The following is a 21,811-nucleotide window of genomic DNA, read 5'->3' on the forward strand; positions in this document are numbered from 1 at the left end:
GTCACCGGAGTTTCGGGTCGAGGGCGTCGCGGACGGCGTCGCCCAGCATCAGGAAGCTGAGCACGGTCGCCGACAGGAACACCGCGGGGAAGACCAGCAGGTGCGGGTGGTCGACGAAGAACGACTGCGCCTGGTTGAGCTGGAGCCCCCAGGACACCTCCGGGTACTGGAGGCCGACGCCGAGGAAGTCGAGGGTGGCCTCGCCCGCGATCACGTGGCCGACGTTCAGCGTCGCCACCACGATCACCGGGGCGATGGCGTTGGGCAGGACGTGCCGCCGCATGATCCGCAGGTCGGAGGCGCCCAGCAGCCGGGCGGCCGTGACGTAGTCGGCGTCGCGGACCGCGATCACCTGGGCCCGCATGATGCGGACCATGGTCGTCCAGCCGAGCAGCACCAGCACCAGCGTCATGGCGCCGACGCCGTGGCTGGGGAAGGAGATCAGGATGACCGTGGCGCCCAGCACGAACGGCAGCCCGAAGAACACGTCGGTGACCCGGGCGATCAGCGTGTCGACCCAGCCGCCGTAATAGCCCGAGAGCATCCCGAACACCACGGCGATGAGCAGCGCGAACAGCGTGACCAGGACGCCGATCACCAGGGTGGGCCTGGCGCCGTGGATGACGTGGGCGTAGTAGTCGCAGCCCGCCACGTCGGTGCCGAACAGGTGGTCGCCGCCGGGCCCGAGCTTGGAGAAGTTGGGGTCGCACTTCTCGTTCTTGCCGCGCGAGGTGAACAGCCCGGGGAACGCGCTCATCAGGGTCACCAGCGCCAGGATCGTCACCGAGCCCCAGAAGATCCAGCGGCGCCGGAGGTCGTGCCAGGCGTCCCCCCACAGGGACGCCGACCGCCCGGCGACCAGCCCGCCCGCCCCGGCGACGGCGGCCGCCGTCGCGCCGGGCGTGGCGGCGGCCGTGTCGACGCCGGAGCCGGTGGCGTCCGGATCGGGGGCGCCCGTGTCCGTAATCTTCATCCGGCCACTCTTCTAATCGTGCCGGATCCGGGGATCCAGCAGCCCGTACAGCAGGTCGACGACCAGGTTGACCAGCAGGAAGATCAGCACCAGCAGGGTCACGGCGCCGACGACGACCGGGCCCTCCTTGAGCTGGATCGACTGGAACACCTGCTGGCCGATGCCCGGCAGATTGAAGATCCCCTCGGTGACGATGGCCCCGCCCATCAGCGAGCCGAAGTCGACGCCGAGATAGGTCACCACGGGGATCAGGGAGTTGCGCAGGGTGTGGCGCCCGACCACGCGCGCCTTGGTCAGGCCCTTGGCACGGGCCGTCCGGACGTAGTCGGCGCGCAGGTTCTCGGCCAGGCTGGTGCGCGTCAGCCGCGCCACGTACGACAGGCCCAGCGAGCCCAGCACCAGGCCGGGCAGCAGGTAGCTCATCGGCCAGCCGTCCTCGGTGCCCGCCGTGGGGAACAGGCCCCATTCGAGCCCCAGGACGATCTGCGCGGTGTACCCGAGCACGAACACCGGGACGGCGATGATCAGCGTGGTGCCGCCCAGGACGAGGGTGTCGGCGAGCCCCCCGCGCCGCAGCCCCGCCCACACGCCCAGACCGATCCCGATGACCAGCTCGAACAGCCAGGCGGTGAGCGCGAGCTGTGCGGTGACCTGCCAGCGCCCGCTGAGCACGTCGGACACGTTCTGGCCGTCGAAGGTCTCCCCCAGGTCGCCCTGGGGGAGGCCGGCCAGGTACTTGCCGTACTGGATGAGCAGCGGATCGTTGAGGTTGTAGCGCTCGCGCAGGGCGTGCACCACCGACTCCGGCAGCGGCTTGTCCCCGGCCAGCGCCTGGATGGGGTCGCCCGGGAGGGCGAACACCATCGCGTAGATCAGGAACGTCGTGCCGAGGAAGACCGGGATCGCCTGTAGCAGACGCCGTACGACATAGCGCCACATACGCGGTTACTTCACCGTCACTTCGTGCAGGAGCAGACCGGTCGCGTAGGGCGTGATGGTCACGTTGTCGACCTTGCTGGAGCGGCCGCCGAAGCTCTGCCAGATCCAGAGCGGGACCAGCGGCGCCTCCTTCAGCGCGAGGTCCTCGGCCTGGTTGTAGAACCGGATCGCCTCGTCCTCGCTCGCCGCGCCGTTGCCCTTGGCGATGAGGTCGTCGAACTCCTTGCTCGTCCAGCCCATCCGGTTCTTGGTCGAGGACCACTGCGGCTCAAGGTAGTTCTGGGCGCTGGGGTAGTCGGCCTCCCAGTTCTGCCGGTAGGGGCCCTTCTCCTTGCGGTCGCTCAGCAGCGACAGGTAGTCCGAGACCGGGATCTTGCGGAACTGGACGTCGCTGATGCCGAGGTTCTGCTTGAGCTGGTTCGCCACGATCTGCATCCACTGCTCGTAGCTCGGCTGCGCGTTGGAGAAGTACAGCTCCAGCGTGCCCTTGAACCCACCGGCCTTGTCGAACAGCTGCTTGGCCTTGGTCGGGTTGTAGGTGCACAGCTCGCCGCAGGCGCCCTTGCGGTGGCCCTTGATCAGCGGCGGCAGCAGCGAGTCGGCGACGGTGTAGGTCTGGTTGTAGACGGCCTTGTTGATGCCGTTGCGGTCGATCGCCATCGAGAAGGCCCGCCGCAGGTCGGCGCTGGCGAACCGCTTGTCGAACAGGGGGAAGCCCAGGTAGTCGAACGTCCCGGTCTGGCGCGGCAGGACGCGCTCACCGAGCATCCGCTTGGCCTCGGGCACCTTGGCGGCGGGGATCGACATCATGACGTCGACGCGGCCCGCGCGCAGGTCGGTGTAGGTGGTGTCGGCGCTGGCGTAGCTCTTCCAGGTGACGCCCTTGTTCTTGGGCTTGCGCGTCCCGGTGTAGCCGTCGAACGGCTTCATCTTGATCTGCCGGTTGCGCTCCCACTGGCCGTCCATCATGTACGGCCCGTTGCCGATCGGCTTGTTGTCGAACCCCTTGATGTCGGCGAAGGCGGCCTTGGGCAGCGGCGCGAACGCCGGGTGCGTCAGCAGCGTCTTGAACTGGCTGAACGGCGCGGCGAGCGTGACCTCCAGGGTGTCGGCGCCGACGACCTTGAGCCCGGAGAGCTTGTCGGTCTTGGGCTTGGCCTTCTCGTCCTCGGGGTTGAGGTCGGCGTACCCCTGGATCTGCGAGAAGTAGTCGTTGCCCTCGAAGGCGTTGGGCCCGTAGGCGGCCTGGTTCCAGGCGTCGGCGAAGCTGGCGGCGGTGACGGCCTCGCCGTTGTGGAACTTCAGCCCGGTCCTGATCTTGATCGTCCAGACCTTCTGGTCCTTGCTCTGGACCGACTGCGCGACCTGGTCGACGACGTTGCCCTTGGCGTCCAGCCCCACGAGGTTCTCGAACAGGTAGCTCTGCACCTCGTAGGCGTAGCTGCTGGTGGTGTTGCCCGGGGTGAGGTGGTCGGGCTCGGGATGCCCGACGGTGAACGTCCCGTCACCCGACCCGCCGTCGCCGCCACAGGCGGCCAGCACCGTGGACGCGGCCAGCGCCAGCGCGGCCAGCCCCGCGGTTCGGCGGCCCGCACCCTTGACCAAGCTCATGATCATCTCCCTCGCGCACTTGCCCTCGGGACGCCGGGTGGAAGCGCCCGGCGCGTTGGTCGAAGCGTCGTACCGCCCGCCCGATTTCGGTACGGCAATCTCCGATTCGTCACCGGATCGAGACATGCCACGTTAACCTGATCTTTATTCGCTATGGTCAGCGGGAACTTGTAACGCAAGGAACTTTCGAAAGGCACGTAACGGTGACCGACTCCCCGGGCTCCGAGAAGACGGCCGAGCGCGAGGTCGCGGGCCTGTGCTCCGACCTTATCCGCTTCGACACCACCAACGAGGGCGAGGGCGTGGCCCGCCCCGAGCGGCCCGCCGCCGAGCATGTGGCGGCCCTGCTCGCCGATGTCGGGGTGACCGCCGAGGTCGTGGAATCGGCGCGGGGACGCGCGAGCACCCTGGCCCGCATCCCCGGCACCGACCCGTCCGCCCCCGCGTTCCTGATCCACGGACATCTGGACGTCGTTCCCGCCGATCCGTCGGAATGGAGCGTTCCGCCGTTCTCCGGCGAGATCCGCGACGGCTGCGTCTGGGGACGGGGCGCGGTCGACATGAAGGGCACGCTGGCCATGACCCTCGCGGTCGTGCGGCAGCGGATGCGCGAGGACCGGCGCACGCGCGGCGACCTGGTGCTGGCGTTCCTGGCCGACGAGGAGTGCACCGGCGACTACGGGTCGCGGCACGTCGTGGCCGAGCACCGCGAGCTTTTCACCGGGTGCGCCGAGGCGATCAGCGAGTCGGGCGGCTTCAGCGTCACCGACGAGGGCCGCCGGATCTACCCGATCGCGACCGGCGAGCGCGGGACCACCTGGATGCGCCTGACCGCGCGGGGCAAGGCCGGGCACGGCTCCAAGCCCGCGCCCGACAACGCCGTCGCCGAGCTGGCGCACGCGATCTCGCGGCTGGCGTCCCACCGGTGGCCGGTGCGGCTGACACCCGGCGTCCTGGCCCTGCTGGACGGCCTGGCCAAGGCGCTGGGCACCACGATCGACCACGACCGCCTGGACGAGGAGGCCCGGCGCCTGGGCGCGGTCGGCCGCCTCTTCGAGGGGACGATCCGCAACTCGGCCAACCCGACGCGGCTCGACGCCGGGTACAAGGTGAACGTCGTCCCCGGGACGGCGACCGCCCAGGTCGACGGGCGGTACCTGCCGGGCACGGGCGAGGAGTTCCTCGCGACGGTGGACCGCCTGCTCGGCCCGAAGGTGACCCGCGAGTTCGTCAACTTCGAGGAGGCGCCCTCGGCCGACCCGGCGGGGCCCACGTTCGCGGCCCTGGCCGAGTCGCTGCGCTCGGAGGACCCGGCGGCCTGCCCGGTGCCCTACGTCATGACCGGCGGGACGGACGCCAAGTCGTTCCATCGGATCGGCATCCGCAGCTTCGGCTTCGCGCCGCTGCTGCTGGGGCCGGAGCTGGACTACTTCGGCATGTTCCACGGCGTGGACGAGCGGGTCCCGGTCGAGGGGCTGCGTTTCGGCACCCGCGTCCTGGACCGGTTCCTCGACACCCGCTGAGAGCGCGCCGGGGTCAGGTGGTGCGGGCCAGCGCGTCGACCGGCGGGCTGGTCAGGCCGAGCCTGTTCAGCAGTTCCTCGAGCACGTCGTCGGTGCCGGTGTTCTCGGACGCGCACAGCAGCTCGACGATCGGGCCCGGCGCCACCGAGTGCCCCGCCGCGGCGGCCCAGCGGGCGGCCCCGGCGGCGACCTCGTCGGCCACCGGCGCGGGGACGGGGGTGACGCGCCGGAGCTGCGGGCGGCGCGAGGGAATGAAGGCCCGCCAGTACCCGGCGGGCCCGCTGAATCCCTCGACCGAGGCGCTCTCGTCGCTGGTGACCGAGGCGAGCAGCGCGGGGGCGCCGGTCTCGGCGGCCAGCTGGACCAGCAGGGCCAGGGAGTCGGCGAGGTCGGCACCGGGTTCCAGCGAGCAGATCTGCCAGTTGTCGTCGCGCGCCCGGCTCCCGGCGACCGCGTCCGCGTAGGGGCGCAGCGCGCGGAGCTCGGTCAGCGGCCGGTCGTCGCGGCCCACGACATGATGGCCCCAGAGATCCATGCACCGTTCCTTTCCTCATATTGATCAGCGCTTCACGTCACCCGGATGTCACCCGATGGTCATGACCTGCGGAACCTCACCGCTCAGCGGGTATGGACCAAGACGTGGAACTCTCCAGCGCCGCCCATGAGCTTTACGGGGTCGTCCCCCAGGACTTCATGGAGACACGCAAACGCCTGGTCGACGAGGCCCGCTCCGCGGGCGACAAGGGGCTGGCCAAGGACATCGGGGCCCTGCGCAAGCCGACGGTGTCCGCGTGGGCGGTCAACCTGCTGACCCGATCGGCCGGCGAGGATCTGGAGCGGCTCCTGGACGCGGGCGCCGACCTGCGCGAGGCGTGGGCGACCGGCGGGCACATCGGCGGGCTGGAGCAGCGCCGGGGCGAGCTGGTCACGCTGCTGGTGCGCACCGCACGCGCGCTGGCCGCCGAGGCGGGGCAGCCGCTGCGCGACCCGGCGGTGCGCGAGGTCGAGGAGACGCTGCTGGCCGCGACCGTGGACGCCGACGTGGCCGAGGAGGTGCGGGTGGGCCGCCTGCCCCAGCCGCGCAGCCACGCGGGGTTCGTCCCGGCGGGCGGTTTCGGGAGCCCGTCCCCCGCTCGGCCGCCCAAGTCCGCGCCCAAGCGGGACGACCTCGCCGGGAAGCGCGAGGCGGCGGCCAGGAAGCGCGGCGAGGCCGCGCAGGCGGCACGGGAGGCACGCGCGCGCGTCAAGGAGGCCGAGAAGGAGCTGTCCGGCCGCGAGTCGCGGCTGGCCTCGGTTCAGCGGGAGCTGGACGCCGCGCGCCAGGAGGCGGCCGGGCTGCGCCGCGAGCTCGACAAGGCGGACAAGCGGGAGGCCGCGGTCGAGCGGCGGCACACCGTGGCGGAGCGGCGCCGCGACGAGGCGGCGCGGGCCCTGGAGAAGGCCCGCTCCGAGGCCGAGGCGGCCGCCCGGGCGGCCCGGAGCGGCTGACCCGCGCGCATCCGGGATGAAGTAGGCTCCACTAGAATGTCATTCTAATCCCGGAAGGGGCACGCGGTGGCGGACCCACTCATGGAGCAACCGGCGGACTGGACCGAGCCGGGCGCCCACCCGGTCGTGCCCGGCGTGCACCGCATCCCCCTGGCCCTGCCCATCCCCACCCTCCACGCGGTCAACGTGTACGTGATCGAGGACGCGGAAGGCCCGGTCGTGGTCGACTCCGGCTGGGCGATGCCCGACAGCCGCACGGCCCTGGCCGGGGCGCTGCGCACCCTGGGCCACCGTCTGGAGGACGTCGCCCAGTTCCTGGTCACCCACGCGCACTGGGACCACTACTCCCAGGCCCTCGCCCTGCGCGAGTCGTTCGGCACCCGGGTCAGGATCGGCCGGGGCGAGCGCCACTCCCTGGAGGCGTTCGACCTCGACAAGGGCCTGCACCCGCGCCAGTCCGACCTCCTGCGCCGCTGCGGAGCCCCCGCCCTGGCCGACGAGATCGCCGCGATCGCCGTCGACGCCGAGGACCGGAACGTTCCGCACACGATGCCCGACGCGTGGCTCGACGACGGCGAGCGGATCGGGCTGACCCGCCGCGAGCTCGACGTCTTCGCCACCCCGGGGCACACGCGCGGCCATGTCGTGCTGCGCGAGCCGTCGGCCGGGCTGCTGTTCGCGGGCGACCACGTGCTGCCGCACATCAGCCCGTCCATCGGGCTGGAGACCGCGCCCGAGCCCAAGCCGCTGCGCAGCTACCTCGACTCGCTCCGCCTGGTGCGCGACATGCCCGACACGCTGCTGCTGCCCGCGCACGGCGGCGTGAAGCCCAGCGTCCACACCCGGATCGACGAGCTGGTCGCCCATCACGAGGAGCGGCTGGACGCCGCCGCGTTCCAGGTCAAGGCCGGGAACGGCACCGCCTTCGAGGTCGCGGGCGCGATGACCTGGACCCGGCGCCGCCGCGCGCTGGCCGACCTGGACGTCTTCAGCCGGATGCTGGCCGTCCTGGAGATCGACGCCCATCTGGACGTCCTGGTCGACCAGGCCGTGCTCACCTCCCACGAGGAGAACGGCGTCCGCCGCTACGCCCCGTCGGGCTGACGCCCCAGGAACGCCAGCAGCCGGTCGCCCGCCGGGGCCGAGGCGGGCACCGGAACGGGCGGGTCGAACAGGTCCGCGCGCGCGTCGCTCGGGACGATCATCGGCGCCAGCCGCAGCAGGCGGACGGCCAGGGCCTCGGGCATGGGCGCGTCGTTGCCGCAGGCCCGCGCCGCGTCCCAGCCGTGGACGGCGATCTCGATCGCGCCGACGCCGGCGACCACGCCCGCGCGGATCGGGCACCCCGCCACGGTGACCACCCGCTCCCGCTCGCCCGCGGCCGTCCAGGCCCCCAGGAGACGCCCCGCGCTGGACCGGAAGGCCGCCACCGGGTCGGGTCCCGAGGGCGGGGCGGGCTCCGGGCCCACGCTCCCCTGGTCGATGGCCTCGTAGAGCGCGGCGATCGACTCGTCGGCGTGCCGGAGCAGCGTCCACAGGTCCCAGCCCGCGCACGGCGTCGGCCGCTCCAGCGCCCGCGGAGTGACGGGACTCAGCGCGCCCAGCGCGTAGCAGATGGCCCGTTCCAGCAGAACGGTGCCGTAACCCTGCGCCGCGGCCGCCTCGGTCTCGGTCATGGGGCCTCCCTTCACCAATACAGACTCCGGAAGGCCCCGTAAGTCATCGGGAGCGATGATTTCCGGCCTCGCGCGCGGTCTGCATAAGGGAGAGCACGTCGAGAGCATTTCGAGGAGGACCCATGACGCTTCCGCAGATCGTGTCCCCGAGCGAGTGGCTTGAGGCCAGGAAGGCCCTGCTGGTCAAGGAGAAGGAGCTGACCCGGGCGCGCGACGCGCTCAACGCCGAGCGGCGCCGCCTCCCGATGGTGGAGGTGACGGACGACTACGTCTTCGAAGGCCCCGACGGCAAGATCCGCCTGCCCGACCTGTTCGACGGGCGGCGGCAGCTGTTCGTCTACCACGCGATGTTCGCCCCCGAATGGGAGCGGGCCTGCGCGAGCTGCTCGGCGTGGCTCGACGAGCTGTCCAAGGGCCAGCTCCGCCACCTGGGCGAACGCGAGACGACCTTCGCGGCCGTCTCCCGGGCGCCGTTCGCGAAGATCGACCCGTTCCGGACGGAGATGGGCTGGGAGTTCCCCTGGTACTCCTCGCACGGGAGCGGCTTCAACCACGACTTCGGCGTGACGCTCGACGAGTCGGTGCGGCCGATCGTCTACAACTACCGGACCAAGGCCGAGCACGAGAGCGCGGGCAGCGGCTACTACGTCGAGGGCGAGCAGCCCATCGAGCTGCCCGGCGTCAGCTGTTTCCTGCGCGACGGCGACGCGGTCTTCCACACCTACTCGTCCTACGGGCGGGGCGGCGAGAGCGTGGGCGGCTCGTCCTATTTCCTCGACCTGACCGCACTCGGCCGCCAGGAGGACTGGGAGGAGCCGAAGGGACGCGCGTCCGGCGGCATCCCGGCAGGTGACGCGCGGGTCCGCTACCCCGATCAGTACGACGACTGACAGAGGCGGCGTCTTGGCAGGTATTGCGCGTGTCGCCCGGTGACGGCACGGGGACGACCCATTCGTGATCAAGCCACGAGGAGGCCTCCCCATGTCGTCCCCCAAGCGCCCCCTGCTCATCTGCGCCGGACTCACCGCGATGGTGGCCGCGCTGTCGGGCTCCCAGCTCGCCGGTGCCGCCGAGCGGTCCGCACCACCGGCCCCAGCGGCGGCGCCCCAGCAGCAGGCGCGCGAATCGGTCATCAAGGACGTGGTGCTCGCCGTCCACGGCGGCGCGGGCTCGCTCCCGCGCGGCAGCCTGACCCCCGAGCAGGAGAAGGCGTACCGCGACGGGCTCACCCGCGCCGTCCAGGCGGGCTACGCCCTGGTCAAGGACGGCAAGCCGGTGCTGGACGCCGTCGAGAAGGCCGTCAACGTCCTGGAGGACGACCCGAACTTCAACGCGGGCAAGGGCGCGGTCTTCAACACCGACGCCGAGCACGAGCTGGACGCCGCGATCATGAACGGCAAGGACCTGCGCTCGGGGGCCGTCGCGGGCGTCCACAACACCAAGAACCCGATCTCGCTGGCCCGCGCGGTCATGGAGAAGTCCCCGCACGTGCTGATGGCGGGCAGGGGCGCCGACCAGTTCGCGTTGCGCAACGGCTTCGCCTACACCACCCAGGACTACTTCTGGACGCAGAAGCGCTGGGACCAGCTCCTGGCCGCCAAGGGCCGGGCCGGGGCGCGGTCCCCGGCGCACACCGAGGTCGGCGGCACCGTGGGCGCGGTCGCGGTCGACCGGAGCCGCGACGTCGCCACGGCCACCTCGACCGGCGGGCTGACCAACAAGCAGGTCGGGCGGATCGGCGACTCCCCCATCGTCGGCGCCGGGACCTACGCCAACAACCGCACGGTCGCGATCTCGTGCACCGGGACCGGCGAGGTCTTCATCCGGGGCACCGCCGCGCACGACATCTCGGCCCTCATCGAGTACGCGCGCAGGCCCGTGGAGAAGGCCGCCGCCGAGGTGATCACCAAGAAGATCACCGCCCTGGGCGCGACCGGGGCCGCGATCGCCCTCACGCCGCGCGGCGACCTGGCCACCCCGCACAGCACCAAGGGCGTCATCAACGCCTACGTCACGCGCGACGGCAAGATCGTCACCCGCATCTACGACGACGAGACCCCCGCGACCTGAGCGGGCGGATCCGCCCCGCGTAGCATGATCTTCCAAGCCCCCCGGCGAAAGGATCGGCCATGGCGCTGAAGACGGAGGTCGTCGAGGTCACCTCGGAGGACGAGCTGCGCGAGCTGCTCGGCGCACCGATGGGACGGGCGGTCGACAAGGAACGCCGGCGCCTGCACCCCAGGGACGCCGAGTGGCTGGCGGCCTCGCCGTTCTGCCTGATCGCCACCAGCGGCGCCGACGGCACCTGCGACGTCTCCCCCAAGGGCGACCCGCCCGGCTTCACGCTCGTGCTCGACGACACCACGATCGCCGTCCCGGACCGGCCGGGGAACCGGCGGGCGGACGGGTTCACCAACATCCTGACGAACCCGCACGTCGGCCTGATCTACTTCATCCCCGGCCGGAACGACACGCTGCGGATCAACGGGCGCGCCCGGCTGGTGCGCGAGGCGCCGTTCTTCGACGACCTGGTCGTCAAGGGGCACCGGCCGCAACTGGCGCTGCTGGTGGAGATCGAGCAGGTCTACCACCACTGCGCCAAGGCGTTCCTGCGCTCGTCGCTGTGGCGGCCGGAGACCTGGAACCCCGACGTCCTGCCGAACACGGCCCGGCTGGTCAAGGATCTGGCGTTCACCGACGCCAGCCTGGAGGAGCTCGAAAGCTACTACGGGGCCGAGTACGCCAAGAGGCTGTACCAGGGCTGACTACTCCCGGCGGCGTAGGCGCCCGCGGGCGCCTACCCCGTCCAGAGCAGACGCGATGCCGTCGCTCATCCGACGACGCGCGGCCCCTCCGATCCGAGGATTGCACCAAGATCCGGAACGATCAGAGGGGAACCCCATGGGATCGGAGAAGGAAGACCGGCGGCGGGTCGTCCTGCGCTGGACGCTGGCGCCGCTGACGGTCGCGGGCGCCGTGGCGCTCGGCGCGACCGGCTGGGCGGCGACGTCCGGCTCCTCGGCCACGACGACGGCGGCCGCCACGGCCTCGCCGTCGGACAAGTCCACCGAGCACGGCAAGCACGAAGGCGACTGGAAGAAGGGGTCCTGGCGCGGTGGCTGGGGCTGGGGCGGCGGCTGGGGCAAGGGCGGCTTCGGCGGCGCCCTGCACGGCGAGTGCGTCTCCGAGAAGGAGGGCGGAGGCACCCAGACCCATCTGTTCCAGCGCGGCACCGTCACCGAGGTGACGGGGTCGGGCTTCACCGTGCGCAGCAAGGACGGCTTCACCCGGCGCTACTCGGCGACCGGCGACCTGGTCGTCAACGGCGACAAGAAGGGCCCCGCCGGGGTGTCCAAGGACAAGGAGGTCTTCGTCATGGCGCTGAAGGGCGGCGGAGACCCCGCCGCCCGGCGCGTCGTCGAGACCTCGGCCCACAAGGACTAGCGGACCGGGCTCGAAGGGACCGTCGGGGACGCCGTGGCGCGCGCCGACGGTCCCGGCGTGTCAGCCGCTCTTGCGGCGGAACTGGCGCTGGTGGTCCGCCTTGCCGTGGACCCCGCGGACCTTGCCCTTGCCCCTGCTCTCAGCGTGCTTGTCCGCCGACGCGCCGCGCTTGCGCTCCAAGGCCTCCCGGAAGCGACGCTTGACGTCGTCCTCCGTGCCTTCCTTCTCTCCTGCAGACTCGGCCATGCGGACCTCCCGCTAGTGTTGGGCGTCTCTAGCCTCGCACGTCCGGCCGCCCGGCGCTCACTCGGGATCGCGCGGGCCCGCCTCGGCGGCGATCCGCTCCCACGCGGCGCGGACGTGGTCCCGGCCGGTGGAGGGCGCGCCGATCGCGATCCGCAGCAGCACCCGACCGCCGACCTTGGTGTGGGTGAGGTAGAGATCACCCGAGTCGTTGAGGCGCTCCATCAGCGCCATCGTCGCCGCGTCGGCCTCCTCGTCGGGCAGCCCCGCCCAGCGCGGGCGGAAGCAGACCAGCCCGAACGGGTGGTGTTCCAGCAGCTCGAAGCGGGGGTCGTCGCGCACCCACGAGGCCAGTTCCCCGGCGAGCCCGATGCCCGTGCGGATGTGCTCGCGCAGGCCCTCGGCGCCGTACCAGCGGATCACCGACCACAGCTTCAGCGCGCGGAACCGGCGTCCCAGCGAGATCTGCCAGTCGCGGTAGTCGATGACCTCGCCCGAGGAGGTGGCCGTGTTGCGCAGGTATTCGGGCAGGATCGACAGCGCCCCGATGAGGGGTTCGCGGTCGGCCACCCACAGCAGGTTGCAGTCGAAGTTGGTCAGCAGCCACTTGTGGGCGTTGGTGGAGTAGGAGTCGACGTTCTCGGCCAGGCCGTCGTTGATCCAGCGCATCTCGGGGCAGACCGCCGCGACGCCCGCGTAGGCGGCGTCCACGTGCAGCCAGACGCCGTGCCGGCGGCACACCTCACCGATGGCGCGCACGGGGTCGATCGCGGTCGTGGACGTCGTGCCGACCGTCGCGCACACCATCACCGGGAGCGCGCCCGCGGCCGTGTCCTCGGTCAGCAGGGCGTCGAGGTGCGCGGGGTCCATCGCGAGCGTCACGGGGTCGGCGTCCACCACGCGGACGTTCTCGGAGCCGATGCCGCTGATGCGCGCGGCCTTCTCCGTCGCCGAGTGCGTCTGCGCGCTGATGTAGACCGTGTGGCGCCCGTCGATTCCCGACCGGGCCGCCGCTCCCCCGCTCGCCCGGTGCAGGGCGGCCAGGACGGCCACCAGGCCGGCGCTGGACGCCGAGTCCTGGATGACGCCGTTGCCGCGGAACCGGGCGGGCAGGTCGAGCAGTTCGGCCATCCAGTCGGCGACCCGCGTCTCCATCTCGGTGCAGGCCGGGCTGGTGGCCCAGAGCATTCCCTGCACGCCGAGGCCGGACGAGAGCAGGTCGCCCAGGATCGCCGGGCCCGAGGCGTTGCCGGGGAAATAGGCGAAGAAGCGCGGGTGCTGCCAGTGGGTGATGCCGGGCATGACGGCCCGGTCGAGCTCGTCCAGCAGCCCGTCGAAGCCCGCCCCGTCCTCGGGCGGGCTCTCGGGCAGGGCGGCGAGCACGTCGCCGGGCTTGACCTGGGACCGGACGGGATAGCTCTCGACCTTCTCCTGGTAGTCGGCGATCCAGTCGATGACCTGCTTGCCGTAGGTACGGAACTCCTCTGGCGTCATGTGCCCGCGCACCGCGCATCCCCCCAGGGTCGAGACCAATGATCCCCTATGCGACCACGGAAGGCACCGCCGTGACAGTACCAATCCGTGGTCGCCGGGATGGACCAAGACCCGCGGCTACTTGCCGATCTTGACGTGGGCGACGACCGGGTAGTGGTCGGACGGGTAGAGGCCGTCCTTCTGGAAGGGGTCGATCTCGCTCCAGTCCGTCGTGACCCTGCCCCGGGACAGGATCCAGTCGATGCGGTCGCCGCCCGGCACGGGCGTCGTCCACCGGCCGAAGGTGCCGATCTCGGGGCCGTGGTCGCGGGCGGTCTCCCAGGTGTCGGCGAAGGCGTCCGGTCCGGTGAGGATCGCGTAGGGCTGGGTCTTCTTCGCGGCGGCGTTGAAGTCGCCGGTGAAGATCACCGGGACGTCCTTCTCGAAGGCCCGGGCCCGCTCCAGCACCAGCTGGGCGCTCTTGACCCTGGCGTTCTCGGACTGGTGGTCGAAGTGCGTGTTGACGTGGTAGAACACCGAGCCGGTGCGGCGGTCGCGGAACTTGGCCCAGGTGACCATGCGGGTGATCTTGTTGCCCCAGGTGGCCGAGCCGATCACGTTCGGGGTGTCGGAGAGCCAGAAGTGGTCGAAGTCCAGCACCTCGAAGCGGTCCTTGCGGTAGAAGATCGCGGAGAACTCGTCCCGGGTGCCGCCCTGGCGTCCCATGCCGACCCAGTCATAGGCCGGGAGCACGCCGTCCAGGCCGCGCATCTGGTGCCAGAGCCCCTCCTGGATGCCCAGCAGGTCGGGACGGTGCTTGCGCATGAGCTGCTTGACCAACGGGAGCCGCGAGGCCCAGTCCTTGGGCGGCGCGTCCGCGTCGAGCCGGATGTTGAAGGTCATCACGCGCACCCGGGCGTCGCCGGCGGCGGCCTGGCCCGTCAGGACGACCACGCTCGACACCGCCACCGCCAGGGCCGCGAGGAGGGACAGGAACCATCGGCGGCGCGCGGGCCGCGGACCCGAAAGAGACATGAGCCCCATACTTCCCAGAACACATGTCACCGGGGCGACAGAGATCTGTCCGACCCGGGTCACCTTGTCGGGGTCCAGGGGCGGAGCCCCTGGCGGGGGGTGCGGGGGGGTCGCCCCCCCTCATAGGCACGAGTGATGGCGCTCGAACGGCGCACCGCACCAGTGGGTCAGCGCCTCGGTGATGCACGCGGCCCTGCGGTCGGGGGCCGACTCGTCGCACGCCCACGCGACATAGCCGTCGGGCCTGACCAGCACGGTCGAGCGGGTCGCGCCGCCCGCCACCACCGACCGCACCCGGTCGGCCCATCTCCGGCTCGCCAAGTAGTTCACCGCGGGATCCTTCGCGGCCACCACCAGCACGAACCGGCCGTCGCGCAACGCCTCGTACAGGCGCCCGGGCGGGCCGTCCAGCCGGACGTCGGGGGCCCGGCGCCCGACGAGCCGGTGCGCGCCGCGCGGGGCCGGATAGGCGATGCCGATCCCGGAGACCGCGCCGATGAGCCGCCGCCGCACCGGCGACGCCGCCAGCGCGGCCCGGCCGAGCACGCGCCGGGCGATCCGGACCGGCGGCGTCTGGGGCATGAGCGCCATGCGCAGCAGGGCGCCGCTGCTGCGCACGACCATCCGCCCGACGGGGTGGCGCTCCTGGTGGTAGGTGTCCAGCAGCCCCTCCGGTGCGTGGCCGCGCAGGTCGGCGGCCAGCTTCCAGCTCAGGTTGGCGGCGTCCTGGAGCCCGGTGTTCATGCCCTGCCCGCCCGCGGGCGAGTGCACGTGCGCGGCGTCCCCGGCCAGGAACACCCGGCCGCACCGGTACCGGGGCACCTGCCGCTCGTCGCAGTGGAACCGCGAGGTCCAGCGCGGGTCGCCGAGCCCGTGGTCGGTGCCCAGCGCCCGGTGGACGACCTCGCGCAACTCGTCCATGTCGACGGGCTCGGAGTCGTCGGTCTGGTGGTGGCGGTTCCAGGCGATCACCCGGTACCAGCCGTCGCCGAAGGGGGCGAGGAACGCGAACTCGTCGCCGGTCACCCCCACGTTGAGCGTCTCGCGCGGCGCGTCGGCCAGCCGGACGTCGGCCAGCATCATCGACCGGACCGCCGACCCGCCGGGGAACGGCAGGCCCAGCGCGTGGCGCACGGTGCTGTGCACGCCGTCGGCGCCGACGACGTAGGTCGCGTGCCAGGCGCCCCCGTCCCGCACGCGGACGTCGACGCCCTCGGAGTCCTGCCGCAGACCGGTCACCTCGGTGTCGCGGACTATCTCCGCGCCCGCCTTCAGCGCGCGCTCCTCCAGTACCCGCTCGGTCTCGTACTGCGGCGTGACCAGCACGAACGGGAAGCGGCCCGGCAGCCCGGCCAGGCTGAGCGACAGGTCGCCCACCAGGCGCAGGCCGTCCACCCGCTCCCCCGTGGCGACCAGGTCGTCGGCCAGCCCGCGCGCGTCGAGCAGCTCCAGCGTCCGGGCGTGGACGGCGAAGGCCCGCGTGAGGCCGGGCCGGTCGCCGCGGCGTTCCAGCACCGCGCAGCGCACGCCCGCGGCCGCCAGGTCGCCGGCGAGGAGCAGGCCCGTCGGGCCCGCGCCCACGATCACTACGTCCCTGGTGGCAGGCATGCCGCCTCCTCGGTGTCGAGCGGTGTCACACGAGCGGCCATTCCCCGCAAGGCCGGGATATCCACATCTTGACCCCGATTCCGCCGCGGGGCGAGGGCTGCCTCGAAACCCACCCTTGTCAGGACGAGATGTGACATGGCACACTCACGACATCCGACTGTAAGCGCTTACAGGCTCCGATCTCCTGAATGGAAGCGCTTACACACCGCACGAAGAAGGTGCCGATGGACCAGCACGGCCCGACGATCTACGAGGTCGCCCGCCGCGCGGGCGTCTCGATCGCGACGGTCTCGCGCGCCCTGCGCGGGACGGGGCCGGTCGCCCCCGCGACCCGGGAGAAGGTGCTGGCGGCGGTCAAGGAGCTGCGCTTCACCCCGAGCAGGCTGGGCGTCTCGCTCGCCGAGGGACGGCACGCCGCCAACGGCATCGTCTTCCCCGACCTGTCGGGCCCCTACTTCGCGGAGGTGCTGCTCGGTTACGAGGAGGTCGCCTCGGAGCTGGGCCGCTCGGTGATCATCCTGTCGCGGCGCGGGCGCACCGACATCCAGGCCCAGGTCAGGGAGTTGGCCGGACGGGTCGACGGGCTGGTGGTCTTCGGCGACATCGTCGACGACGCCGTGGTGGCCGAGCTGATCGCCGCCGGGACGCCGGTCGTGCTGCTGGCCCGCACCCCGGTCGAGGGCGCCGACCTGGTCGCCTCCGAGAACACCGGGAGCGCGCGGGCGCTGGCCGAGCACCTCATCGGCCACGGGTACCGCGACGTCGCGCTGCTCGGCACCCCCACCGGCGACGACGACATCGGCGAGCGCTGGGCGAGCGCCGCCCGCACGCTGGCCGAGCACGGAGTCGCGGCGCCGCCGCCCGTCCCCTGCGCGCTGACCGTCGAGGGCGGCCTGGAGGCCGGCCGCGCGCTGCTGCGCCGCGACTCGGTTCCGGAGGCGGTCATGTGCGCCGACGACCAGCTGGCCCTCGGCGTGCTGCTGGCCGCCGAGGAGCTCGGGATGAGCGTCCCGGACAACCTGGCCGTCACCGGCTGGGACGACATCATGGCCGCCCGGCACGCGCGGCCGGCGCTGACGACCGTCCGGCAGCCCATGCGCGAACTGGGGGCCCGCGCGGCCACGGCCCTCGACCAGCTCATCACCGGCGCGCGCACGACCGCGCGCCGCCAGACCCTCGCCACCGAGCTCGTCGTGCGGGCCAGCTGTGGCGCCCACCCCCTGGAGGACCAGTGAGAACCATCGGCGGACGGACCGCGGCCTGCGCCGTCGCGGCGGCGCTGGCGCTGAGCGCCTGCGGCCGCGACGGCGGCGCGGCCGGGGACGAGAAGGCCAAGGACGCGGGCACCGGCAAGGTCTCCGGCACCGTCAAGGTGTGGGCGATGGGCAGCGAGGGCGAGCTGCTCGGCGACTTCGCCAAGGAGTTCGAGCGGGCCAACCCCGGCGTCCGGATCGAGGTGACGCCGATGGGCATGGACGTGGCCCACGACCGCCTCGTGTCGTCGATCGCGGGGAACAAGACCCCGGACGTCAGCATGATCGGCTCCACCTGGATGGGCGAGCTGGCCAAGACCGGCGCGCTCGACCCCGCGCCCGGCAACCTGTTCGACAAGTCCAGGTTCTTCCCCGGGTCGTGGGACACCGTGCAGTTCAGGAAGACCGCCTACGGCGTCCCCTGGTACGTGGAGACCCGCGCCTTCTACTACCGCAAGGACCTGGCCGCCAAGGCCGGGGTGAAGCCGCCCGCGACCTGGGCCGAGGCGCGCACGTTCGCCAGGGCGCTCAAGGACCGGGCGGGCGCGACGCAGGGCGTCTACCAGAACTTCCGCATCGACAACTGGCAGGAGATCCTGCCGCTGGTCTGGCAGGCGGGCGGCGCCATCACCGGCCCGGACGGCAAGTGGACCTTCGACACGCCCCAGATGGAGCAGGCCCTGGCTCACTTCCAGTCGTTCTACAAGGACGGCACCGCGCCCAACAAGATCGACACCGGTGCGTTCCCGCAGAACTTCATCAAGGGCCAGGCCGGGGCCTTCTACTCGGGCCCCTGGATGATCTACTCGATGGAGAAGGACGGCGGCAAGGACTTCTCCGCCAAGTTCGACGTCGCCCCCTACCCCAAGGGCTCGGCCGGGGGCACCTCGCTGGTCGGCGGCGGCGACCTGGTCGTGTTCAAGGGCACCAGGAACCGCGACGCCGCGTGGCGATTCGTCCAGTGGCTCACCGACGCCAAGACCCAGGCGCGCTGGTTCACCGTTTCCAAGGACCTGCCCGCCGTCCAGTCGGCCTGGCAGGACCCGGCGCTGAAGTCCGACCCGCGCGTGGCCGTGTTCGGCGCGACCCTGAAGAACGCCAAGACCCCGCCGCCCTACCCGACCTGGACGCAGGTCGGCAAGGTGCTGGAGCGCGAGACCGAGAAGGTCGCGCTCGGCAAGCAGACCCCCGCCGAGGCCGCCGAGGCGATGCAGAAGGGCGCCGAGCGGATCGGCACGGGCGAGTAGGTGGCGACGGGGCGCGCGGGACGGCGCGGCGGACGGACGGCCTGGCTGTTCGCCGCCCCGTTCCTGGTCATCTTCCTGGGGCTGTACGCGGGGCCGCTGCTGGCCGGGCTCGGGATGAGCCTGACCGACCTGCGCAGCACCGACCTGCGGCGTCCCTTCGGCGTCAACCTCGTCGGGTTCGACAACTACTCGCGGCTCTTCGAGGACGAGGTGATGCGGCAGGCGGCGTCCAACACGCTGTTCTTCGTCGCGACGGGCGTCCCGCTGACGATCGTGGCCGGGCTGGCGGCGGCGGTGGCGCTGCACTCGGGCATCGCGCGGGCCAGGACGCTGTTCCGCGTCGGGTACTTCCTGCCGCACGTCACCAGCATCGTCGGCATCGCGGTGGTGTGGCGGTTCCTGCTGGACCCCGAGTCCGGCCTGGTCAACCAGGGCCTGGGCGGGATCGGGATCGGCGGGCCCGCCTGGCTGTCGGACGAGCGGACGGCACTGCCCTCGCTGGTGGTGATGGCGGCCTGGCGCGGCTTCGGCTTCGACATGGTCATCTTCCTGGCCGCCCTCCAGGGCATCCCGCGCGAGCTGTACGAGGCCGCCGACGTCGACGGGGCCGGGGCATGGGCCAGGTTCCGGAGCATCACGCTGCCGATGCTGCGTCCCGCGCTGGTCTTCACCACCGTCTACTCGACGATCGGCTTCATGCAGTTCATGGAGGAGCCGCTGGTCATGACCAAGGGCGGCCCCGACAACGCCACGCTGTCGGGCTCGCTGGCGATCTACCAGCTGTTCGGATCCGGCGACTACGGCTACGCCGGGGCCGCCGCGGGCGTGCTGTTCACGGTGATCGTCGCGCTGACGTTCCTCCAGTTCCGCCTGATGCGGGCCAAACACCACTGAAAGGGGGGTCTGACATGATCGGCAAGGCGCGCCGCGCGGTGCTCTACCTGGCGCTCACGCTGGGCCTCGGACTGGTCGTCACCCCGTTCGGCTGGGCGGTGCTGAGCTCGTTCAAGTCCGAGCCGGAGATCCGCAGGGACCCGCCGACGGGCGTCCCGGAGGCGCCGACGCTCGCCGGGTACCGGGAGCTGTTCGACCGGCTCGACCTGTTCCCGATCTTCCTCAACAGCGTGGCGGCCGCGGTGATCATCGTGGCGGCCAACCTGCTGTTCTGCTCGATGGTGGCCTATGCCCTGACCAAGCTGCCCTTCCGGGCCGCCGGGCTGGTGTTCGCCCTGGTCATGGCGCAGATGATGGTGCCGCCGATCGTGCTGATGATCCCGCAGTTCGTCGTGGTGGCCAACATCGGGCTGGTCGACACGCTGCTGGGCATCGTGCTGCCCTACCTGGTCACCCCGCTCGGGGTGTTCCTGATGCGGCAGTTCATGGCCGAGATCCCCGACGAGCTGGTGCACGCCGCCCGGATCGACGGCGCGGGCGAGTTCCGGATCTTCTTCCGGATCGTGCTGCCGCTGTGCCGCCCCGCGCTGGCGACGCTGACGCTGGTCACCTTCCTGGCCGCCTGGAACAACTTCCTGTGGCCCGCCGTGGTCGCGCAGAACCAGGACACCTACACGCTGCCGGTCGCGCTGGCCATCTTCTCCAACCAGGAGAGCACCCACTACGGCCTGCTGCTGGCGGGTGCCGTCGTCGTGGTGGCCCCCATCGTCGCGATCTTCCTGGCCCTCCAGCGCTTCTTCGTCGAGGGCATCGCCAACACCGGTCTCAAGTAGGGAGCACGAAATGCGTCCACGAATCCGCGCCCTCGCCTGCGTGCTCGCGGCCGGGGCCGCGCTGGCCGTCCCCGGTCCGGCGAGCGCCGAGACCGGCCGCGCCCGGCAGGACGCCGTCCTGCGCTCCTACGCCGCCGACACCTGGCGCTCGCTCACCGCGATGGTCGACCCCGGCACCGGCGTCCCGTCCGACGGCGTCTCCGGCGACCTGGCGACCCGCGACCGCGTCACCTCGCCGACCAACATCGGCGGCTACCTGTGGAGCACGGTCGCCGCGCGCGACCTCGGCCTGATCTCCGCCTCCGACGCCCGGGGCCGCGTGCTCCGGGCGCTGGCGTCGGTCGAGCGGCTGGCCCGGCACCCCGGATCGGGGCAGTTCTTCAACTGGTACGACCCGGCCACGCTCCGGCAGGTCACCACCTGGCCGGGCAACGGGAACGCGGTCAAGCAGTTCCTGTCCAGCGTCGACAACGCGTGGCTGGCCGGGGCGCTGATGACCGTCCGCAACGCGGTGCCCGCCTCGGCGACGGCGGCGAACCGGATCCTGCGCGGCATGGACTTCGCCGCCTACTACGACCCCAAGGGCGCCACCAACGGCACCGGCCTGCTGCGCGGCGGCTTCTGGGTCGCCCCGCCCGACCCGGACTGCTCGATCAAGGGCAACTACACCGGCGGACCCGACGTCTACTACACCTGCCACGTGTACGGCGCCCCCGGCGAGACCCGCATGGCCTCGTACGTCGGCATCGCGCTGGGGCAGGTGCCGCCGCGGCACTACTTCGGCCTGATGCGCACCATGGGCCACTCGGGTTGCGACTACGGCTGGCAGGAGACCAAGCCCGAGGGCACCACCCAGCGGTTCATGGGCCTGGACGTGTTCCAGGGCACCTACGGCTACCGGGGCATCCGGCTGGTGCCGACCTGGGGCGGCAGCATGTTCGAGGCGCTGATGCCCGACCTGCTCGTCCCCGAAAGCGCATGGGCTCCGCGAAGCTGGGGCCGCAACCACCACGCCTTCGTGGACGCCCAGGTGGACCACGGCCTGAACGAGGCCAGGTACGGCTACTGGGGTTTCTCGCCCTCCAACGACCCGGCGGGCGGCTACCGCGAGTACGGCGTGGACGGCATCGGCATCCAGCAGGAGGGCTACACCTCCGACCAGGAGCGGACCCAGACCGACCCGGGCTACGAGGGCTGCCGTCCGGCCGCGTCCCCGCCCACCTCCTTCGGCGACGGCGTCGTCACCCCGCACGCGTCGTTCCTGGCGCTCCCCTACGCCAGGCACACCGCGATGACCAACCTGGCCAAGCTCAAGTCCCGCCTCGGCGCCTACGGGCCGGGCGGGTTCTACGACGCCGTCGCCGTCCGCAGCGGCACGGTCTCCCGCCGCTACCTGTCCCTCGACCAGTCCATGGTCATGGGGGCGCTCGGCAACGTCCTGGCCCGGGGAACCCTCCAGAGGAACTTCGGCACCGCCGACGTGGAGCGCCGCCTCAGGCCGCTCCTGGGCCAGGAGGCCTGGAACGTCGTCGTCCCGCCCGGCAAGCGCCGCCGCTGACCGTCCCGCCCGC

At 71.9% G+C, this 21,811-nt stretch carries 21 protein-coding genes; 12 read left to right on the plus strand and 9 right to left on the minus strand.

What is annotated here, in order from left to right; genetic code table 11:
* Window position 1: 1 nt before the first annotated feature.
* The 3 genes from ACQPY4_RS23805 to ACQPY4_RS23815 are packed head-to-tail and all read right to left on the minus strand — an operon-like array spanning window position 2 to window position 3,523.
* Window positions 2-973, minus strand: coding sequence for an ABC transporter permease (locus ACQPY4_RS23805; RefSeq protein ID WP_433324161.1), 972 nt, complete (start codon window positions 971-973; stop codon window positions 2-4).
* Between the two features lie 12 nt (window positions 974-985).
* Window positions 986-1,912, minus strand: a complete 927-nt coding sequence (locus ACQPY4_RS23810; protein WP_433324163.1) for an ABC transporter permease — start codon at window positions 1,910-1,912, stop codon at window positions 986-988.
* A 6-nt stretch (window positions 1,913-1,918) separates the two neighbouring features.
* Window positions 1,919-3,523: a peptide ABC transporter substrate-binding protein gene (locus tag ACQPY4_RS23815; RefSeq protein ID WP_433324165.1), complete on the minus strand. Its 1,605-nt coding sequence runs from the start codon at window positions 3,521-3,523 to the stop codon at window positions 1,919-1,921.
* Window positions 3,524-3,726: 203 nt separating this feature from the next.
* Here ACQPY4_RS23815 and ACQPY4_RS23820 point away from each other — a divergent pair, with 203 nt between their 5' ends.
* The gene (locus tag ACQPY4_RS23820; protein ID WP_433324167.1) at window positions 3,727-5,046 is read left to right on the plus strand and encodes a M20/M25/M40 family metallo-hydrolase; all 1,320 of its coding nucleotides are present in this window, start codon (window positions 3,727-3,729) and stop codon (window positions 5,044-5,046) included.
* A 13-nt stretch (window positions 5,047-5,059) separates the two neighbouring features.
* On the opposite strand, the gene ACQPY4_RS23825 is transcribed toward ACQPY4_RS23820, so the two are convergent.
* Window positions 5,060-5,581, minus strand: a complete 522-nt coding sequence (locus ACQPY4_RS23825; protein WP_433324169.1) for a hypothetical protein — start codon at window positions 5,579-5,581, stop codon at window positions 5,060-5,062.
* A gap of 104 nt (window positions 5,582-5,685) precedes the next feature.
* On the opposite strand from ACQPY4_RS23825, the gene ACQPY4_RS23830 reads away from it, so the two are divergent.
* Together ACQPY4_RS23830 and ACQPY4_RS23835 are read left to right on the plus strand one after the other, a co-directional pair.
* On the plus strand, window positions 5,686-6,534 hold the full coding sequence (locus ACQPY4_RS23830) for a hypothetical protein (protein WP_433324171.1): 849 nt from the start codon (window positions 5,686-5,688) through the stop codon (window positions 6,532-6,534).
* 81 nt (window positions 6,535-6,615) lie between these two features.
* Entirely contained in the window at window positions 6,616-7,638 is a 1,023-nt protein-coding gene (locus ACQPY4_RS23835) for an MBL fold metallo-hydrolase (RefSeq protein WP_433324173.1), read from the plus strand.
* On the opposite strand, the gene ACQPY4_RS23840 is transcribed toward ACQPY4_RS23835, so the two are convergent.
* Window positions 7,620-8,210, minus strand: a complete 591-nt coding sequence (locus ACQPY4_RS23840; protein WP_433324175.1) for a TIGR03086 family metal-binding protein — start codon at window positions 8,208-8,210, stop codon at window positions 7,620-7,622. The genes ACQPY4_RS23835 and ACQPY4_RS23840 overlap by 19 nt on opposite strands.
* A gap of 122 nt (window positions 8,211-8,332) precedes the next feature.
* Here ACQPY4_RS23840 and ACQPY4_RS23845 point away from each other — a divergent pair, with 122 nt between their 5' ends.
* From ACQPY4_RS23845 to ACQPY4_RS23860, 4 genes are all read left to right on the plus strand, one after another.
* The gene (locus tag ACQPY4_RS23845) at window positions 8,333-9,100 is read left to right on the plus strand and encodes a DUF899 domain-containing protein (protein ID WP_433324177.1); all 768 of its coding nucleotides are present in this window, start codon (window positions 8,333-8,335) and stop codon (window positions 9,098-9,100) included.
* Window positions 9,101-9,191: 91 nt separating this feature from the next.
* On the plus strand, window positions 9,192-10,280 hold the full coding sequence (locus ACQPY4_RS23850) for an isoaspartyl peptidase/L-asparaginase family protein (protein ID WP_433324179.1): 1,089 nt from the start codon (window positions 9,192-9,194) through the stop codon (window positions 10,278-10,280).
* Between the two features lie 59 nt (window positions 10,281-10,339).
* Entirely contained in the window at window positions 10,340-10,975 is a 636-nt protein-coding gene (locus ACQPY4_RS23855) for a pyridoxamine 5'-phosphate oxidase family protein (protein WP_433324180.1), read from the plus strand.
* Between the two features lie 136 nt (window positions 10,976-11,111).
* On the plus strand, window positions 11,112-11,654 hold the full coding sequence (locus ACQPY4_RS23860; RefSeq protein WP_433324181.1) for a hypothetical protein: 543 nt from the start codon (window positions 11,112-11,114) through the stop codon (window positions 11,652-11,654).
* Between the two features lie 60 nt (window positions 11,655-11,714).
* On the opposite strand, the gene ACQPY4_RS23865 is transcribed toward ACQPY4_RS23860, so the two are convergent.
* The 4 genes from ACQPY4_RS23865 to ACQPY4_RS23880 all read right to left on the minus strand — a co-directional run bounded on the left by ACQPY4_RS23865 (window position 11,715) and on the right by ACQPY4_RS23880 (window position 16,013).
* Window positions 11,715-11,900 (minus strand): DUF5302 domain-containing protein, encoded by a 186-nt coding sequence (locus tag ACQPY4_RS23865; protein WP_433324182.1) that lies wholly within the window; start codon window positions 11,898-11,900, stop codon window positions 11,715-11,717.
* Window positions 11,901-11,957: 57 nt separating this feature from the next.
* Window positions 11,958-13,391: an aminotransferase class I/II-fold pyridoxal phosphate-dependent enzyme gene (locus ACQPY4_RS23870; protein ID WP_433324184.1), complete on the minus strand. Its 1,434-nt coding sequence runs from the start codon at window positions 13,389-13,391 to the stop codon at window positions 11,958-11,960.
* Window positions 13,392-13,508: 117 nt separating this feature from the next.
* Window positions 13,509-14,405 carry an endonuclease/exonuclease/phosphatase family protein gene (locus tag ACQPY4_RS23875; RefSeq protein WP_433324186.1) on the minus strand — a complete coding sequence of 299 codons (897 nt, stop codon included), beginning with the start codon at window positions 14,403-14,405 and terminating at the stop codon, window positions 13,509-13,511.
* Window positions 14,406-14,525: 120 nt separating this feature from the next.
* The gene (locus ACQPY4_RS23880; protein WP_433324188.1) at window positions 14,526-16,013 is read right to left on the minus strand and encodes an FAD-dependent monooxygenase; all 1,488 of its coding nucleotides are present in this window, start codon (window positions 16,011-16,013) and stop codon (window positions 14,526-14,528) included.
* A gap of 188 nt (window positions 16,014-16,201) precedes the next feature.
* Here ACQPY4_RS23880 and ACQPY4_RS23885 point away from each other — a divergent pair, with 188 nt between their 5' ends.
* From ACQPY4_RS23885 to ACQPY4_RS23905, 5 genes are read left to right on the plus strand one after another with little or no spacing between them, the layout of a single operon-like run.
* A complete protein-coding gene (locus tag ACQPY4_RS23885) occupies window positions 16,202-17,248 on the plus strand; it encodes a LacI family DNA-binding transcriptional regulator (RefSeq protein ID WP_433324190.1) in 1,047 nt (348 codons plus the stop codon).
* Window positions 17,245-18,513: an extracellular solute-binding protein gene (locus tag ACQPY4_RS23890; protein ID WP_433324192.1), complete on the plus strand. Its 1,269-nt coding sequence runs from the start codon at window positions 17,245-17,247 to the stop codon at window positions 18,511-18,513. The genes ACQPY4_RS23885 and ACQPY4_RS23890 overlap by 4 nt, the downstream gene beginning before the upstream one ends.
* A complete protein-coding gene (locus ACQPY4_RS23895) occupies window positions 18,514-19,407 on the plus strand; it encodes a carbohydrate ABC transporter permease (protein WP_433324194.1) in 894 nt (297 codons plus the stop codon). It begins immediately after the preceding gene.
* A 14-nt stretch (window positions 19,408-19,421) separates the two neighbouring features.
* A complete protein-coding gene (locus tag ACQPY4_RS23900) occupies window positions 19,422-20,240 on the plus strand; it encodes a carbohydrate ABC transporter permease (protein ID WP_433324196.1) in 819 nt (272 codons plus the stop codon).
* 10 nt (window positions 20,241-20,250) lie between these two features.
* Window positions 20,251-21,798 carry a glucoamylase family protein gene (locus ACQPY4_RS23905; RefSeq protein ID WP_433324198.1) on the plus strand — a complete coding sequence of 516 codons (1,548 nt, stop codon included), beginning with the start codon at window positions 20,251-20,253 and terminating at the stop codon, window positions 21,796-21,798.
* Window positions 21,799-21,811: the final 13 nt, after the last annotated feature.

This window comes from Spirillospora sp. CA-294931 (genome assembly GCF_050946795.1).
Classification (GTDB): Bacteria; Actinomycetota; Actinomycetes; order Streptosporangiales; family Streptosporangiaceae; genus Spirillospora.